Below are 16466 nucleotides of genomic sequence, written 5' to 3' on the forward strand. Positions count from 1 at the left end.
CCGGCACCGCGCAGATCCCGCCCCGACGACTCCTCACGACGCGACGAAAGTAGTTGATACACAGTGCGTGCACCACAGTCCTGGTACACCGAGGTACTCCGCGCCGGCGACCCGCAGTGGTCGGCGACCACCGATGAGATCGACGCCGGTTTCGTCCGTGTCGGGTTCGAGATCGAGGACATCGAGGCGTTCCTGGAGATCACCGGACCGCTGGTGATCGGTCGAGTAGAGACGATCGAGGAGCTCACCGAGTTCAAGAAGCCGATCCGGTTCTGCACGGTCGCCGTCGGTGAGGACGAGCCCCGCGGAATCGTCTGCGGTGCACGCAACTTCGCCGAGGGTGACCTGATCGTCGCCGCGCTGCCGGGGGTCGTGCTCCCCGGTCCCTTCGAGATCGCCTCGCGCAAGACCTACGGCCGGGTGTCCGACGGCATGATCTGCTCGGTCTCCGAGCTGGGTATCGGCACCGATCACAGCGGCATCCTCGTGCTCGCGCCCGGGACCGCCGAACCGGGCGCGGACGCCCGCGAGGTGTTGGGACTCGCCGACGCGGCGATCGACGTCAACGTCACCCCCGACCGCGGCTACGCGTTCTCGGTGCGCGGCCTGGGCCGCGAGCTCGCGGGCAGCTTCGGGGTCCCGTTCGTCGATCCCGGACTCCGGGCCGCGGACCTGGCGGACGACGGGTCGGCCCCGGCGTGGCCGGTCGCCATCGACGAGAACTCTGGCGCGATCCGCTACACCGCTCGGGTCATCACCGGTGTGGACCCGACCGCGATCTCCCCGTGGTGGATGCAGAAGCGGCTCATGGTCGCCGGTATCCGCCCCATCTCCGCGATCGTCGACATCACCAACTACGTCATGATCGAACTCGGTCAGCCGCTGCACGCCTTCGACGCCGACCGTGTCACCGGAGCCGTCACGGTCCGGTCGGCCCAGCCGGGGGAGAAGCTCACCACCCTCGACGACACCGTTCGCATCCTCGACCCCGAGGATGTCCTGATCGCCGACGAGACCGGACCGATCGCCCTCGCCGGTGTCATGGGCGGCGCGAGCACCGAGGTGGGTCCCGAGACGACGACGGTGCTGCTGGAGTCGGCGACCTTCGATTCCGTTCGGGTCTTCCGCACCGCGAAGCGCCACAAGCTGACCTCCGAGGCCAGCAAGCGGTTCGAGCGGATCGTCGACCCCGAGATCACCGCGGTGGCCTCCGACCGCGCCGCCCGGCTGATCGTCGAGATCGCCGGCGGACGGATCGCCTCACCGCTGTCCGAGACCCATGTCCAGACCCCGATCCGGTCGACCATCGCCATCGCTGCCGACGAACCGGACCGGGTCGCGGGCGTCAGCTATCCGCCGGGAACCACCCTGACGCGGCTGACCGAGGTCGGTTGCGTGGTGACCGGGACAGACGAGCTGGACGTGTTCCCGCCCTCGTGGCGACCCGATCTGCGGCAACGCGCCGACCTGGTCGAGGAGGTCCTGCGCCTGGAGGGCTTGGAGGACATCCCCGCCGTGGTTCCGCGCGCGCCCGGCGGCACCGGACTCACCCCGGTTCAGCGACGCCGGCGCAGCGTGGGACGCACCCTTGCGCTCGACGGCTACGTCGAGGTCCTGCCGTATCCGTTCATGCCGGCCGGCGTGTTCGACCTCTGGGACCTGCCGGCCGACGATGAGCGCCGGCGCACCGTGAAGGTCCTCAACCCACTCGAATCCGATCGCCCCGAACTCAACACGACGTTGCTCCCGGGTCTCCTCGAGATGGCGGCCCGCAACATCGCACGCGGTCAGCGGGATCTGTCGCTGTTCACCATCGGTCAGGTCGTCATCGCCGGCGATCACGTCGCCGCGGTGGACGCGCTCGACGTCACGCGCCGCCCGACCGACGAGGAGATCGCGGCGCTCGACGCCTCGCTGCCCCATCAGCCGCTGCACGTCGGCGTCGTCCTCACCGGACTGCGCGATCCCGCGGGCCCCTGGGGTCCGGGACGCGCCGCCGACCACCTCGATGCCTTCGAGGCGGCGCGCACGATCGGTCGCGCGGCGGGGGTGACCGTCGAGCTCACCGCCGACGATCAGCGCCCATGGCATCCCGGCCGCTGCGCGCGGCTGACGGTCGACGGCCGCACGGTCGGTTACGCCGGCGAACTCCACCCCGCGGTGCTCGAGCGGGCCCATCTGCCGAAGCGGACCTGCGCGGTGGAGATCGACATCGACGCACTGCCCTTGGACGCGCGACTCCCGGCGCCGTCGGTGTCGGTGTTCCCCGCGGTCCTGCAGGACGTCAACGTCGTCGTCGGAGGGGAGGTCCCGGCTGCAGACGTCCAGAAGGCGCTTCGTGAGGGGGCCGGCGATCTGCTCGAGGACATCGCGCTGTTCGACGTCTTCACCGGTGAACAGGTCGGCGCGGGCAACAAATCGTTGACGTTCTCGCTGCGGTTCCGCGCCCCGGACCGTACCCTCACCGAGGACGAGGCCAACGAGGCCAAGCTGGCCGCCGTCGATGCAGCCGCCGCGCGGGTGGGGGCCCGTCTCCGCTGACCCCATCGGCGTGTCACCCCGCCGTGAATTGATTTGCAGCCTGCTGCATAATGATCACATGGCTTCGACAAGCAAGGTGAGGGTGGCGGTGGCCGGCGCGAGCGGCTACGCGGGTGGCGAGATACTCCGGTTGCTGTGCGGGCACCCCCGTCTGCGATCCGGCGAACTCGAGATCGGCGCGCTCACCGCGGGTGGCAATGCCGGGACGCTCCTGGGTGCGCACCATCCCCATCTGCTCCCGCTGGCCGACCGGGTCCTGGAGGACACGACACCGGAGATCCTCGCCGGACACGACGTCGTCTTCCTGGGCCTGCCGCATGGCGCATCCGCGGTGATCGCCGATGCCCTGCCGCCGACGACGCTGATCATCGACTGCGGGGCCGACTTTCGGTTGCGCGACGCCGGTGAATGGACGTCGTACTACGGCGGAGACCACGCCGGGACCTGGCCGTATGGTCTGCCCGAGTTGCCCGGCAACCGGGAAACGCTCCGGGACGCGAGCCGGATCGCGGTGCCCGGTTGCTATCCGACGGTGTCGATCCTGTCGTTGCTCCCGGCCATCGCCGCGGGCATCGCCGATCCGCACGTGACCGTCGTCGCGGTGAGCGGGGCATCGGGTGCCGGACGGTCGCCCAAGGTCGACCTGCTGGCGTCCGAGGTCATCGGGTCCGCGCGGGCCTACGGCGTGGGCGGGGTCCACCGGCACACGCCGGAGATCTCCCAGGCGCTCTCGGCCGCCGCGGAACAGCCGGTGACCGTCTCGTTCACGCCCATCCTCGCCCCGATGGCCCGCGGCATCCTCGCGACGTGCACCGCGCGCACCGGGGCCACCGCGGAGGAGGCCCGCGCCGTCTACGAGAAGGCCTATGCGGACGAGGAATTCGTGCACGTGCTGCCGGAGGGGCGGCTGCCTGCCACCGGTTCGGTGATCGGCTCCAACGCCGTCCAGCTCGGCGTGACCGTCGACGAACGCGCACAGACCCTCGTGGTCGTCGGCGCGGTCGACAACCTGACCAAGGGGACCGGCGGCGCCGCAGTCCAATCGATGAACCTGGCGCTGGGCTGGACCGAGAACGAGGGACTGAGCACCGTGGGAGTGGCACCGTGACCGGATCGCAGGGCAGCGCGGAAACAGAGCAGGACCGGATCGAGGGCGGCGCCCCCGGAGATCACCCGCGGCTCGTGCGGAACCAGGGCGTCACCGCGCCCCTGGGGTTCCGGGCCGCCGGAATCGCGGCGGGCATCAAGGCATCCGGTGCGCTCGACCTCGCACTCGTCTTCAACGAGGGCCCCGACCATTCCGCCGCCGGCGTCTTCACCCGCAACCAGGTGAAGGCGGCACCGGTGCTGTGGTCACAGCAGGTCCTCACCACCGGCCGGCTGCGCACCGTGATCCTCAACTCCGGCGGCGCGAACGCCTGTACCGGACCGGGCGGCTTCCAGGACACCCACAAGACCGCGGAGGCGGTGGCCGACGCGCTCAGCAACTGGGGGACCAGCACGGGCGCCGTGGAGGTCGCGGTGTGCTCCACCGGACTGATCGGCGACCGGCTGCCGATGGACAAGGTCCTCGCCGGGGTCACCGAGATCGTCCAGGACATGGGCGGCGGCCTGTCCGGCGGCACCGACGCGGCCCACGCGATCATGACCACCGACACCGTCCCCAAACAGGCTGCGCTGCACCATCCGCAGGGGTGGAACGTTGGCGGCATGGGCAAGGGCGCCGGAATGCTGGCACCGTCGCTGGCGACGATGCTGGTCGTGCTCACCACCGACGCGGTGGCCACCGCCGAGCAGCTCGACACCGCCTTGCGCAGGGCGACGGCACGCACCTTCGACCGGCTCGACATCGACGGCTCGTGCTCGACGAACGACACGGTTCTGCTGCTGAGCTCGGGCGCCAGCCAGATCCCGGTCGAGCAGAGCGATCTCGACGACGCGGTGTTCGCCGTCTGCGACGATCTCGCCGCCCAGATGATGGCCGACGCCGAGGGCGTCACGAAGCGGGTCGTCATCACGGTCACCGGGGCGCACACCGAGGACGACGCGCTGACCGTCGCCCGTGCCGTCGCGCGAGATTCGCTGGTGAAGACCGCCCTCTTCGGGTCGGATCCGAACTGGGGGCGGGTACTCGCCGCGGTCGGCGCGTCGCCGGTGACCGTCGATCCCGACCGGATCGCGGTGTCGTTCAACGGCAACCCGGTGTGCGAGAACGGTTTCGGGGTCGAGGGCGCGCGAGATGTGGACCTGTCCGGCCCCGACATCGCCGTCGTCGTCGACCTGAAGCTGGGAGAGTCGGCGGCCAGTGTCCGGACCACCGACCTCTCCCATGCGTACGTCGAAGAGAACTCGGCGTATTCGTCATGAGCGAGACAAAATCGGGCGTCCACCCGATCGACCCCGCGGCCGGCCTGGCCAAGGCGAAGGTCCTCGCCGAGGCCCTGCCCGCGCTGCAGCGACTCGCCGGTGCGACCGTCGTCGTCAAGTACGGCGGCAACGCCATGATCGACGACGAGTTGAAGAAGGCGTTCGCGGCGGACATGGTCTTTCTGCGCGCCTGCGGCATGCATCCCGTGGTGGTTCACGGTGGTGGCCCGCAGATCTCGGCGATGCTGAAGCGACTGGGACTCTCGGGTGAGTTCAAGGGCGGGTTCCGGGTGACGACCCCCGAGGTCATGGACGTCGCCCGCATGGTTCTCTTCGGTCAGGTCGGGCGGGAGCTCGTGGGGCTGATCAACTCGCACGGACCGTATGCCGTCGGCATCACCGGTGAGGATGCCCACCTGTTCACCGCGACGCGGCGCACGGTGCTCGTCGAGGGTGTTCCCACCGACATCGGCCTCGTCGGCGACATCGCGTCGGTCAACACCTCGGCGGTGCTGGATCTGGTTGCCGCCGGCCGCATCCCGGTCGTCTCGACGATCGCGCCGGACCGCGACGGGGTGGTGCACAACATCAACGCCGACACCGCGGCCGGTGCTCTCGCCGAGGCGCTGGGGGCGTCCCGGCTGGTGATGCTGACCGATGTCGAAGGCCTGTACACGGACTGGCCCGACCGCGGATCCCTGGTGTCCCAGATCGACACCGACACACTCACCGCGCTGTTGCCGTCGCTGGATTCCGGCATGGTCCCCAAGATGGAGGCCTGCCTGCGCGCCGTCACCGGCGGCGTCGACCGCGCACACGTGATCGACGGGCGTGTCGCCCATTCCGTACTGGCCGAACTGTTGACCGAGAGCTCGACCGGCACCACCGTCGTCGCGCCTGAGGAGGACGCATGACCGCGCCACTGCAGCAGCGCTGGGCACAGTCGCTGATGAACAACTACGGCACACCCCCGATCGCCCTGGTGGAGGGCTCGGGAGCGTATGTCACCGACGCCGATGGCAAGCGCTACCTCGACCTGCTCGGCGGGATCGCGGTGAACGCCCTCGGCCACGCCCACCCGGCGATCGTCGACGCGGTCACCCGCCAGCTCCAGACGCTCGGGCACGTGTCGAACCTGTACATCGCCCCGCCCGTCGTCGAACTCGCCGAGGCATTGCTCGGCCGGTTCGGTCATCCGGGTCGCGTGTTCTTCTGCAACTCCGGCACCGAGGCGAACGAGGCCGCGTTCAAACTGGCCCGACGGACCGGCCGGCCCGAGATCGTCGCGGCGGAGCAGGCCTTCCACGGACGCACCATGGGTGCGCTCGCGATGACCGGTCAGCCCGCCAAACGCACTCCGTTCGAACCGATGCCGCCGGGCGTCCGGTTCGTTCCCTACGGTGACGTCGACGCGCTCGACGCCATGGTCACCGACCAGACCGCCGCGGTGATCCTCGAACCGATCCTCGGCGAGGCCGGCGTCGTCGTGCCCCCGGCCGACTACCTGGCGGCCGCTCGCCGGATCACCGAGGAGCGCGGCGCGCTGCTGATCCTCGACGAGGTGCAGACCGGCGTCGCCCGCACCGGTACGTTCTTCGCCCATCAGCAGGTGGGCGTGGTCCCCGATGTGATGACGCTTGCGAAGGGGCTGGGCGGTGGCCTCCCCATCGGCGCGTGCATCGCCACCGGCCCGGCGGCCGACCTGTTCGGGCCGGGCCAGCACGGCACCACTTTCGGTGGCAATCCGGTCAGTGCGGCCGCCGCGCTGGCCGTCCTGAGGGTCATCGAAGCCGACGGTCTCCTCGATTCCGTTGCCGCGGTGGGGAAGTCGATCGCGACCGGCATCGAGGACCTGCAGCATCCGCTGGTCTCGCATGTGCGTGGATCCGGCCTGTTGCTCGGTGTCGTGCTGACGCAGCCGCTCTCGCAGCGCGTCGAGGCCGCCGCCCGGGACGCGGGGTTCCTGATCAACGCACCCGCGCCCGACGTCCTGCGCCTGGCCCCGCCGCTGATCCTCACCGAGGAGCAGGGACAGGATTTCGTGCGCGCGCTACCGACACTGCTCGACACCGCCGCCACATCGAACGAGGGGGACAAGCCATGACCAGACATTTCCTGCGCGACGACGACCTGACCCCGGCCGAGCAGGCCGAGGTGCTCGCACTCGCGGCCGAGGTCAAGGCGAAGCCGTTCGACTTCCGGCCGCTGGAGGGCCCCCGCGGGGTCGGGGTGATCTTCGACAAGAACTCCACCCGCACCCGGTTCTCGTTCGAGGTCGGCATCGCCCAGCTCGGCGGTCATGCGGTCGTCGTCGACGGCCGGACGACACAGCTCGGCCGCGAGGAGACCCTGGAGGACACCGGCCTCGTCCTGTCCCGCTTCGTCGACGCCATCGTGTGGCGGACGTTCGGGCAGGACCGGCTCGAAGCGCTGTCCTCGACCGCCACGGTGCCGGTCGTCAACGCGCTGTCCGACGAGTTCCACCCCTGCCAGGTGCTCGCCGACCTGCAGACGATCGCCGAGCACAAGGGCCAGCCGGCGGGCCTGACGATGACGTACCTGGGTGACGGCGCGAACAACATGGCGCATTCGCTGGCGCTCGGCGGCGTCACGGCCGGCATGCACGTCGTCCTCAGCTCGCCGGACGGCTTCCAGCCGGACCCGGCGGTGATCGCCGACGCCGAGAAGCGTGCCGCGCAGACCGGCGGCTCGGTGACGCTCGAGACCGACCCCGTCGCCGCCGCGACGGGGGCCGACGTCCTGGTGACCGACACCTGGGTGTCGATGGGGCAAGAGGACGACGGAAAGGACCGCACGGCGCCGTTCCGGCCGTACCAGATCAACGATGACCTGCTCATGCATGCCGCCGATGATGCGATCGTGCTGCACTGCCTGCCGGCCCATCGTGGCGACGAGATCACGGCCTCGGTGATCGACGGACCCCGCAGCGTCGTGTTCGACGAGGCGGAGAACCGCCTGCATGCGCAGAAGGCGCTGCTGATCTGGCTGCTGGACCACCAGTGAGCGGACACCCACGATGACCGCCGGAGCCGAACCCTCGGAGAGCCGCCTCGCCGCCACCCGGGCGGGGCGTCATGCGCGCATCATCGAGATCCTGTCCACGCATCAGGTACGCAGCCAGTCGGAGCTGCAGCGGTTGCTCGCCGAGGAGGGCGTCGACGCCACCCAGGCCACCCTGTCACGCGACCTCGACGAGCTCGGGGCCGTGAAGCTCCGGGCCGCGGACGGCGGCGCCGGGGTCTACGTGGTGCCCGAAGACGGTTCGCCCGTCCGCGGGGTGTCCGGCGGCACCGACCGGCTCGGCCGGCTCGTGTCGGACCTCCTGGTCTCGACCGACAGCAGTGGCAACCTCGCGGTGTTGCGAACGCCCCCGGGCGCCGCGCACTACTTGGCGGCTGCGCTCGACCGGGCGCGCCTGCCCGACGTCGTGGGGACGATCGCCGGGGACGACACGATCTTCGTCGTCGCGCGCGAGCCGCTCGACGGAGCGGAACTCGCCCGCCGGATCGAGGGCCTCGTGTAACCCTCGCCGCATCGACATTCTCGGTTCCGCCTCCGCGGAACCGGCAGACCACACCAAACGAACAGCCGAGATGCCGCCAACCGGATACCCGGGCGGTGTCGTCGGAACACCGGGGCCGATGATGGACTCGGTCATCGCGCAGAACAGGAGCTTCACCTCATGGCAGAACGTGTCGTACTCGCATACTCGGGCGGCTTGGACACCTCGGTCGCGATCAGCTGGATTCAGAAGGAGACCGGCAAAGAGGTCGTCGCCGTGGCACTCGACCTCGGTCAGGGCGGCGAGGACATGGAGGTCATCCGCCAGCGCGCACTCGACTGCGGCGCGGTCGAGGCCGTCGTGGTCGATGCCCGCGACGAGTTCGCCGACGAGTACTGCCTCGGCGCGATCACCTCGAATGCGCTCTACATGGATCGTTATCCGCTCGTCTCGGCGCTGTCGCGCCCGCTGATCGCCAAGCACCTGGTCACCGCCGCCCGTGATCACGGCGGCACCGTCGTCGCCCACGGATGCACCGGCAAGGGCAACGACCAGGTCCGCTTCGAAGTCGGTTTCGCCACCCTGGCGCCCGATCTGCAGGTGCTCGCGCCGGTCCGCGACTACGCCTGGACCCGCGAGAAGGCGATCGCCTTCGCCGGGGAGAACGACATCCCGATCAACGTGACCAAGAAGTCGCCGTTCTCGATCGACCAGAACGTGTGGGGACGCGCGGTCGAGACCGGCTTCCTCGAGGACCTGTGGAACGCGCCGACGAAGGACGTCTACGACTACACCGAAGACCCCACCGTCAACTGGAACTCGCCCGACGAGGTCATCATCGGCTTCGACAAGGGCCGCCCGGTCAGCATCGACGGCCGCCCGGTGAGCGTCCTCGAGGCGATCCAGGAACTCAACCGTCGGGCCGGCGCCCAGGGCGTCGGACGCCTCGACGTGGTGGAGGACCGCCTGGTGGGCATCAAGAGCCGCGAGGTCTACGAGGCGCCCGGCGCCATGGTTCTCATCCGCGCACACGAAGAACTCGAGCACGTGACCATCGAGCGCGAGCTCGGCCGCTACAAGCGCGGCACCGACCAGAAGTGGGCCGAGCTGGTGTACGACGGTCTCTGGTTCTCGCCGCTGAAGCGGTCGCTGGACGCGTTCGTCGCCTCCACGCAGGAGCACGTGACCGGCGAGATCCGGCTGACCCTGCACGGCGGCACGATCGCCGCGACCGGCCGCCGCAGCTCGGAGTCGCTCTACGACTTCAACCTCGCGACCTACGACGAGGGCGACACCTTCGATCAGTCCGCGGCCCGCGGCTTCGTCGAGCTGCACGGCCTGTCGTCGAAGATCGCCGCGAAGCGGGACCTGAATCTGTGAGTGCGGGCACCGGCGGCGGCAGCGGCCCGGAGACCGGCGGGACGACCAACCAGGGTTCGCTCTGGGGCGGTCGCTTCGCCGGTGGTCCGGCGGAGGCGATGGCCGCGCTGAGCAAGTCGACCCACTTCGACTGGGCCCTGGCCCCGTTCGACATCGAAGCGTCCAAAGCGCATGCACGGGTGCTGAACAAGGCCGGGCTGCTCACCGCCGAGGACCTCACCGGCATGCTCGACGGGCTCGATCGCCTCGCCGCCGATGTCGCCGACGGCAGCTTCGGGCCGGCCGAGTCCGACGAGGACGTCCACGGCGCGCTCGAGCGCGGCCTGATCGAGCGCGTCGGTCCCGAACTCGGGGGCCGGTTACGCGCGGGGCGCTCACGCAACGACCAGGTCGCGACCCTGTTCCGGATGTGGCTGCGCGCCGCCATGCGGCGGGTCGCGTTGGGCCTGCTCGACGTCGTCGACGCGCTCACCGCACAGGCGGCGGCCCATCCCGACGCGATCATGCCGGGCAAGACGCACCTGCAGGCCGCACAGCCGGTCCTGCTGGGGCACCATCTGCTGGCGCACGCGCAACCACTCCTGCGCGACATCGACCGGCTCGCCGACGCGGATCGTCGAACCGCGGTGTCGCCCTACGGTTCCGGCGCCCTGGCCGGCTCCTCCCTCTGCCTCGATCCGGCGGCGATCGCCGCCGACCTGGGCTTCGACGCACCCGCGGAGAACTCGATCGACGCCACCTCATCGCGCGATTTCGCCGCGGAGGCCGCGTTCGTCTTCGCGATGATCGCAGTCGACCTCTCCCGATTGTCCGAAGAAGTGATCATCTGGAGCACACCGGAATTCGGCTACGTGACGCTGGCCGACGCGTGGTCCACCGGCAGCTCGATCATGCCGCAGAAGAAGAATCCGGACGTCGCCGAACTCATGCGCGGCAAGGCGGGTCGTCTCATCGGCGACCTCACCGGACTGCTGGCGACACTGAAGGCGCAACCGCTGGCCTACAACCGGGATCTGCAGGAGGACAAGGAACCGGTCTTCGACGCGGTGGCCCAACTGGAGCTGCTGCTGCCCGCGGTGACCGGCCTGGTCGCCACGCTGGAGTTCCACACCGACCGCATGGCCGAACTCGCGCCGGCGGGCTTCACCCTGGCCACCGACATCGCCGAATGGATGGTCCGACAGGGCGTGCCGTTCCGGGTGGCGCACGAGGCCGCGGGTGCGTGTGTCCGCGAGGCCGAGTCCAGGGGCGTCGGCCTGGACGAACTCGACGACGCGACGCTGGCCGGTGTCCATCCGGCGTTGACGCCGGCGGTGCGTGACGTCCTGACCGTCCGCGGTTCGGTCGAGTCGCGCAACGCGCACGGCGGCACCGCACCCGGACAGGTCCGGCGGCAGATCGACGTCGTCACGGCCCAGACCGCCGATCTCCGGACACGCTGGACCGCTGGGCACGGCGGGCGCCGCTGATTCCGCACGACTGGGTACAGTGACCTGTGTCACCGGCGCCGCGTCAGTCAACGCGCTGGTGAGGCCGGTACACCGACGACGGGAGGATCGACACGATGGCGGTGTGGGACGGGGGCCCCGATCTCGTGGGGGCGGTCGGCAGAGTGTTGGCCACCGCGCAGAACGGCCTCGAGGTGCTGCGGTTCGGTGGACTGGAGACCGGTACCGAACCGGCGCCTTTCGCGGTCGTCGAGACACACAAGATGTTCCGGCTGCGTCGGTATTTCCCGAACGATCCGTCGACCGGCCCGAACATCGTCCTGGTGCCGCCGATGATGGTGTCGGCCAACGTCTATGACGTCACCGAGCACAACGGAGCGGTGTCGATTCTGCACCGCAACGGCATCACGCCGTGGGTCGTCGACTTCGGGTCACCCGACTCCGAAGAAGGCGGGATGGAACGGAATCTCGCCGACCACGTGGTCGCGATCAGCCACGCGATCGACCTGATCGTCGAGGCGACCGGCCGTGACATCCACCTCGCCGGGTATTCGCAGGGCGGGATGTTCGCCTACCAGACCGCGGCCTACCGCCGGTCCAAAGGGATCGCGAGTCTGATCACGTTCGGCAGCCCCGTCGACGTCCTCGCCGCACTGCCCCTGGGGCTGCCCGCCGGACTGGTGGCCCCGGCGGCCGAGTTCCTGGCCGACAAGGCGTTCTCACGCAACCTCTGGGTGCGGGATTGGATGGCGCGCACCGGCTTCCAGCTCCTGGATCCGGTGAAGACGGTGCGCAGCCGCATCGACTTTCTGCGCCGTCTGCACGATCGTGAGGCGCTGCTGCCACGGGAGGACCAGCGCCGCTTCCTGGAGGCCGACGGCTGGGTCGCATGGTCCGGCCCGGCGATCGCGGAGCTGCTCCGGCAGTTCGTGGCGCACAACCGCATGGTCTCCGGCGGCTTCGTGATCAACGGCGATCTGGTGTCCCTCGCGGAGATCACCTGCCCGGTGCTCGCGTTCGTGGGCGATGCCGACGACATCGGGCAACCGGCGGCGGTACGGGGCATCGTCCGCGCCGCGCCCGACGCGGAGGTGTACGAATCCACCTTGCCGGCCGGACATTTCGGACTCGTGGTCGGTAGCGCGGCCGGTGAACACACCTGGCCGACGACCTCCGACTGGGTGAACTGGCTCTCCGACAACGGTCCGCGCCCCGAACTCGTCTCCGAGATGTCGCTCGTCGAGCCGGGTCACGGCGGCGGGGTCAGCCTGTCGTCGCGACTCACGCACGGGGTGGGGTCGGTGGCCGACGCCGGCACCGCCGCCTCGCGCGAGCTGCTCGGCCTCGCCAACTCCCTGCAACGCACCTCGCGAGCCGTCGCCTCGGAGTCGGTGCGGACCGTCCCCCGATTGTTCCGGCTGGGACAGATCCAGAGCGGTACGCGCATTTCCCTGTCGAAGCTGATGGCCGAGAACACCAAGCGCGGCGGCGACAAGGAACTGTTCCTCTTCGAGAACCGTGTGCTCACCCACGCCCAGGTGGACACGCGTATCGACAACGTGGTCGCCGGGCTGGTCGACTGCTGCATCCGCCCCGGCCAGCACATCGGTGTCCTGATGGACACCCGGCCGAGCGCCCTGGTCGTCATCGCGGCGCTCTCGCGTCTGGGCGCGGTGGCGGTGCTGCTCGCCGCGGACGCCGACGTCCGCGAGATGATGCGGCTCGCCGACAGCTCGGTCATCGTCACCGACCCCACCAATCTCGATCTCGCCAGTGCCGCCTCCGACCGCGTCCTGGTACTTGGCGGCGGCAGTGGCGACTCCCGGGCGATCGACGGTGCGGACGGCACCTCGATCGTCGACATGGAACGCATCGATCCCGACGAAGTCGTGATGCCGACCTGGTACCGGCCCGACCCCGGTCTCGCGGGCGACCTCGCGTTCATCCTGTTCAGCCGGGCTTACGGCAAGCTCGTCCCGTGGCCGGTGACCAACCACCGGTTCGCGATGTCGGCCTTCGGCGCCGCGGCCGCGGCGGCGCTCACCGACCGCGACACCGTGTACTGCCTGCCGCCGCTGCACCACGCGTCGGGGCTGCTCACGACCCTGGGGGCGACGGTGGTCGGGCGGTCGAGGATCGCGCTGTCGAACGGCATCGATCCCAAGAACTTCGCCGTCGAGGTGCAGCGCTACGGCATCACCGTCGTGTCCTACACCTGGTCGATGCTCAGCGGCATCGTTCGCGACCCCGACTTCCACATCAACCAGCACAACCCGATCCGGTTGTTCATGGGCTCGGGTATGTCGGCGGGACTCTGGGAGGACGTGTGCTCGAGTTTCCCCCGCGCGCGCATCCTCGAGTTCTTCGCGACCGCCGACGGCTCGGCGATCCTCGCGAACGTCTCCGGGGACAAGTTGTCCTCCGTCGGCCGGCCACTGCCGGAGACGAACCCGGTCGAGGTCGCGGCCTACGACATCGTCGGCGACCGGTTGCTCATCGACGACTCGGGCTTCGTCCGCCGGGCGGAGACGGGGGAGCCCGGTCTGCTCCTCGCCAAGGCCAAGCACAAGTTCGACACCAACGGGACGGTGCTCCGCGACGTCTTCACGACGCGTGATCGGTGGGAGGTGTCGGGTCACTTGTTCGTGCGCGACGCCGACGGCGACCTGTACTTCCTCGGAGCGACCGACCGCGTGCTCCGGACCGCGGACGGCCCGGTGTTCATCCCCCCGATCGCCCACGCCCTGTCCCGACTGAAGAGCGTCGACCAGGTCGTCGTCTACGGGGTCGGCGAACCCGGCCACCAGGTCGTCGTCGCGGCGATGACCCTCCGGCCCGGGGTCACGCCGGACTCGCTCACGGTCACACAACTGCGGATCGCGCTGGGGGAGTACCGGGCCGAAGAGCGCCCTCATCTCGTCCACGTCGTCGACGACATCCCGCAGTCGGCATCGTTCCGCCCGCTCAGCACCGGTCTGGTCGAGGACGGACTTCCGAAACCGGGTGCGCGCGTCTGGTATCGCGACGACGAAGGGCGCTATCGCAGGTACACGAGGACCGTGGCGGAGAAGCTGGACTGGAGCGGGACCTCGACGCGCAATGCCCTAGGCTGATCCGGGTGACGACACGCGCTGAGGCCATCGACCCGATCGTGCGCGAACGCCTGGCCTGCCCGCAGGACCACGGTCCGCTGGTCGACGCCGGCGACGAGCTCTACAACCCGCGGCTGCATGTCGCCTACCGCATCGACTCCGACGGCATCCCGGTGATGCTCGTCGACGAGGCGCGCACGGTCGACGACGCCGAGCACGAGCGCATCGTCGGTTCTCGGCCGGAGTAGCCCGCCAACGGGAGTCACCTCGACCGCACCTCGATCTCGTCGGATGACAAGATCGAGGGGTGAGTGCTGACAACGTCGAACCCCCCCGACCGGCCGAGTCCTCCCGGCCGACTGCCGTCCCCGCCACCGTCGACATCCTCGACGAACTGCAATGGCGCGGGCTGATCGCCCAGTCCACAGATCTCGGTGCACTGGGGGAGGCGCTCGCGAACGGACCGGTCACGTTGTACGCGGGCTTCGACCCGACGGCGGCGAGTCTGCACGCCGGCCACCTCGTCCCGTTGCTGACCCTCAAGCGTTTCCAGTTGGCGGGTCATCGTCCGATCGTCCTCGCAGGTGGTGCCACCGGTCTGATCGGTGATCCCCGCGAGGTGGGGGAGCGGACGATGAACTCGGCGGACACCGTCGCCGAGTGGGCCGCGCGTATCGATGCGCAGCTTCGGCGGTTCGTCGACATCGACGACACCCCTACGGGCGCCGTGGTGGTGAACAACCTGGACTGGACCGGCAAGCTGTCGGCGGTCGAGTTCCTCCGCGACCTGGGTAAGCACTTCTCGGTGAACGTGATGCTCGCGCGCGACACGGTGAAGCGACGCCTCGAGGCCGACGGCATGAGCTACGCGGAGTTCAGCTACCTGCTCCTGCAGTCGAACGACTTCGTGGAACTGAACCGCCGGTACGGATGTGTGCTGCAGATCGGTGGTTCCGACCAGTGGGGCAACATCGTGGGCGGCGTGGATCTGGCCCGTCGACTCGACGGCTCGGCACTGCACGGGATGACGGTTCCGCTCGTGACCTCGTCGGATGGCAAGAAGTTCGGCAAGTCCACGGGTGGGGGCAGTCTGTGGCTCGACCCGGAACTGACGAGCCCCTACTCCTGGTACCAGTACTTCGTGAACACGGCGGACGCCGATGTCATCCGTTACCTGCGCTGGTTCACCTTCCTGGGGCGCGAGGAGATCGACGAACTCGAACGTGCCACCGCCGAGACCCCGCACCTGCGGCGCGCACAGCGCACACTCGCCGCCGAGATGACGACCCTCATCCACGGTCAGGCCAACACTGATGCGGTCCAACTGGCCAGCCAGGCACTGTTCGGTCGGGCCGAGCTCGATGAACTCGACGAGGCGACCCTCGCGGCCGCAGTCGGGGAGACCTCGATCGCCGAATACGGCGAGGCCCGTCCGACGATCATCGAGTTGCTGGTCGACACGAAGCTGTCGGAGTCCAACAAGGCTGCTCGCCGTGCAGTGTCCGAGGGCGGCGCGTACGTGAACAACACCAAGATCACCGACCCGGAGTGGCAGCCGGCCGACGCCGATCTGCTCCACGGGCGGTGGTTGGTGGTGCGTCGCGGCAAGAAGAGTTTCGCCGGCGCCAGACTAGGCCTCTGACCTGGCGATTTGACGCGTTGTTCGCGCCTGTGTAACTTAATCGACGCACCGCAGAGAGCAACTCCCCCGGAGCCGCAAGCCCCGGGGAAGTAACAGTGCCCGAGCCACTCGCTCAGGCCGCCTGTGCGGGCCACTCCCGAGAACAAGATCGCGAAAATTTTTCGCGCTCTGGGAGGGCTCATCGGAGCCGGCTTCACATCGAAGGCGTCTGGTGGGTGTGTGTTCTTTGAGAACTCGATAGTGTGTTGGTGGATTGTTTGATGCCATATTGTGGTGTCAGATGGTTTGCTTGGATGATGTGTCCGCGGCCTTGATGTCGCGTGACGCTGATGAGTTTATTTTTTGATGCCAGTTTTTTGAGGATTATTTTGGTCAGGTTTTGCTTTCCTGATTGTGTTGAAACGCCGGCCTTTTTGGGGTTGGTTTTGTTTCACTGTTTTTTTCATGGAGAGTTTGATCCTGGCTCAGGACGA

12 protein-coding genes are annotated in these 16466 nt (G+C 69.1%); all 12 read left to right on the forward strand.

Annotated elements, in window-relative coordinates; all coding sequences use genetic code 11:
• Positions 1-63: 63 nt before the first annotated feature.
• Positions 64-2541, forward strand: coding sequence for a phenylalanine--tRNA ligase subunit beta (pheT, locus tag M4D77_RS14425; RefSeq protein ID WP_259936503.1), 2478 nt, complete (start codon positions 64-66; stop codon positions 2539-2541).
• Between the two features lie 58 nt (positions 2542-2599).
• Positions 2600-3649, forward strand: coding sequence for an N-acetyl-gamma-glutamyl-phosphate reductase (argC, locus tag M4D77_RS14430; RefSeq protein ID WP_058253847.1), 1050 nt, complete (start codon positions 2600-2602; stop codon positions 3647-3649).
• Complete coding sequence (gene argJ, locus M4D77_RS14435; RefSeq protein WP_226513469.1) at positions 3646-4908, forward strand: bifunctional glutamate N-acetyltransferase/amino-acid acetyltransferase ArgJ; 1263 nt, start codon at positions 3646-3648, stop codon at positions 4906-4908. The genes argC and argJ overlap by 4 nt, the downstream gene beginning before the upstream one ends.
• Positions 4905-5822, forward strand: coding sequence for an acetylglutamate kinase (gene argB / locus M4D77_RS14440; RefSeq protein ID WP_226513468.1), 918 nt, complete (start codon positions 4905-4907; stop codon positions 5820-5822). Before argJ ends, argB begins: the two co-directional genes overlap by 4 nt.
• On the forward strand, positions 5819-7012 hold the full coding sequence (locus tag M4D77_RS14445) for an acetylornithine transaminase (RefSeq protein WP_137810674.1): 1194 nt from the start codon (positions 5819-5821) through the stop codon (positions 7010-7012). Before argB ends, M4D77_RS14445 begins: the two co-directional genes overlap by 4 nt.
• Positions 7009-7932, forward strand: coding sequence for an ornithine carbamoyltransferase (gene argF / locus M4D77_RS14450; protein WP_058253843.1), 924 nt, complete (start codon positions 7009-7011; stop codon positions 7930-7932). Before M4D77_RS14445 ends, argF begins: the two co-directional genes overlap by 4 nt.
• 13 nt (positions 7933-7945) lie before the next feature.
• Positions 7946-8452: an arginine repressor gene (locus tag M4D77_RS14455; protein ID WP_010844368.1), complete on the forward strand. Its 507-nt coding sequence runs from the start codon at positions 7946-7948 to the stop codon at positions 8450-8452.
• A 159-nt stretch (positions 8453-8611) separates the two neighbouring features.
• Complete coding sequence (locus tag M4D77_RS14460; protein ID WP_058253842.1) at positions 8612-9811, forward strand: argininosuccinate synthase; 1200 nt, start codon at positions 8612-8614, stop codon at positions 9809-9811.
• A complete protein-coding gene (argH, locus tag M4D77_RS14465) occupies positions 9808-11280 on the forward strand; it encodes an argininosuccinate lyase (RefSeq protein ID WP_259936504.1) in 1473 nt (490 codons plus the stop codon). The genes M4D77_RS14460 and argH overlap by 4 nt, the downstream gene beginning before the upstream one ends.
• A 95-nt stretch (positions 11281-11375) precedes the next feature.
• Positions 11376-14372, forward strand: coding sequence for an AMP-binding protein (locus tag M4D77_RS14470; protein ID WP_259936505.1), 2997 nt, complete (start codon positions 11376-11378; stop codon positions 14370-14372).
• A 5-nt stretch (positions 14373-14377) separates the two neighbouring features.
• A complete protein-coding gene (locus M4D77_RS14475) occupies positions 14378-14599 on the forward strand; it encodes a Trm112 family protein (RefSeq protein ID WP_137810670.1) in 222 nt (73 codons plus the stop codon).
• A 59-nt stretch (positions 14600-14658) separates the two neighbouring features.
• Positions 14659-15993, forward strand: coding sequence for a tyrosine--tRNA ligase (tyrS, locus tag M4D77_RS14480; RefSeq protein ID WP_137810669.1), 1335 nt, complete (start codon positions 14659-14661; stop codon positions 15991-15993).
• Positions 15994-16466: the final 473 nt, after the last annotated feature.

Origin of the sequence: Gordonia sp. p3-SID1431 (genome assembly GCF_025143765.1) — a bacterium.
GTDB classification, from domain to species: domain Bacteria; phylum Actinomycetota; class Actinomycetes; order Mycobacteriales; family Mycobacteriaceae; genus Gordonia; species Gordonia hongkongensis.

Bases quoted from the DNA above. Each gene is read 5' to 3' on its own strand.
- M4D77_RS14445 (WP_137810674.1), top strand. From the start codon at position 5,819: ATGACCGCGCCACTGCAGCAGCGCTGGGCACAGTCGCTGATGAACAAC.
- M4D77_RS14470 (WP_259936505.1), top strand. From the start codon at position 11,376: ATGGCGGTGTGGGACGGGGGCCCCGATCTCGTGGGGGCGGTCGGCAGA.
- argC (WP_058253847.1), top strand. From the start codon at position 2,600: ATGGCTTCGACAAGCAAGGTGAGGGTGGCGGTGGCCGGCGCGAGCGGC.
- M4D77_RS14455 (WP_010844368.1), top strand. From the start codon at position 7,946: ATGACCGCCGGAGCCGAACCCTCGGAGAGCCGCCTCGCCGCCACCCGG.
- argB (WP_226513468.1), top strand. From the start codon at position 4,905: ATGAGCGAGACAAAATCGGGCGTCCACCCGATCGACCCCGCGGCCGGC.
- argF (WP_058253843.1), top strand. From the start codon at position 7,009: ATGACCAGACATTTCCTGCGCGACGACGACCTGACCCCGGCCGAGCAG.
- M4D77_RS14460 (WP_058253842.1), top strand. From the start codon at position 8,612: ATGGCAGAACGTGTCGTACTCGCATACTCGGGCGGCTTGGACACCTCG.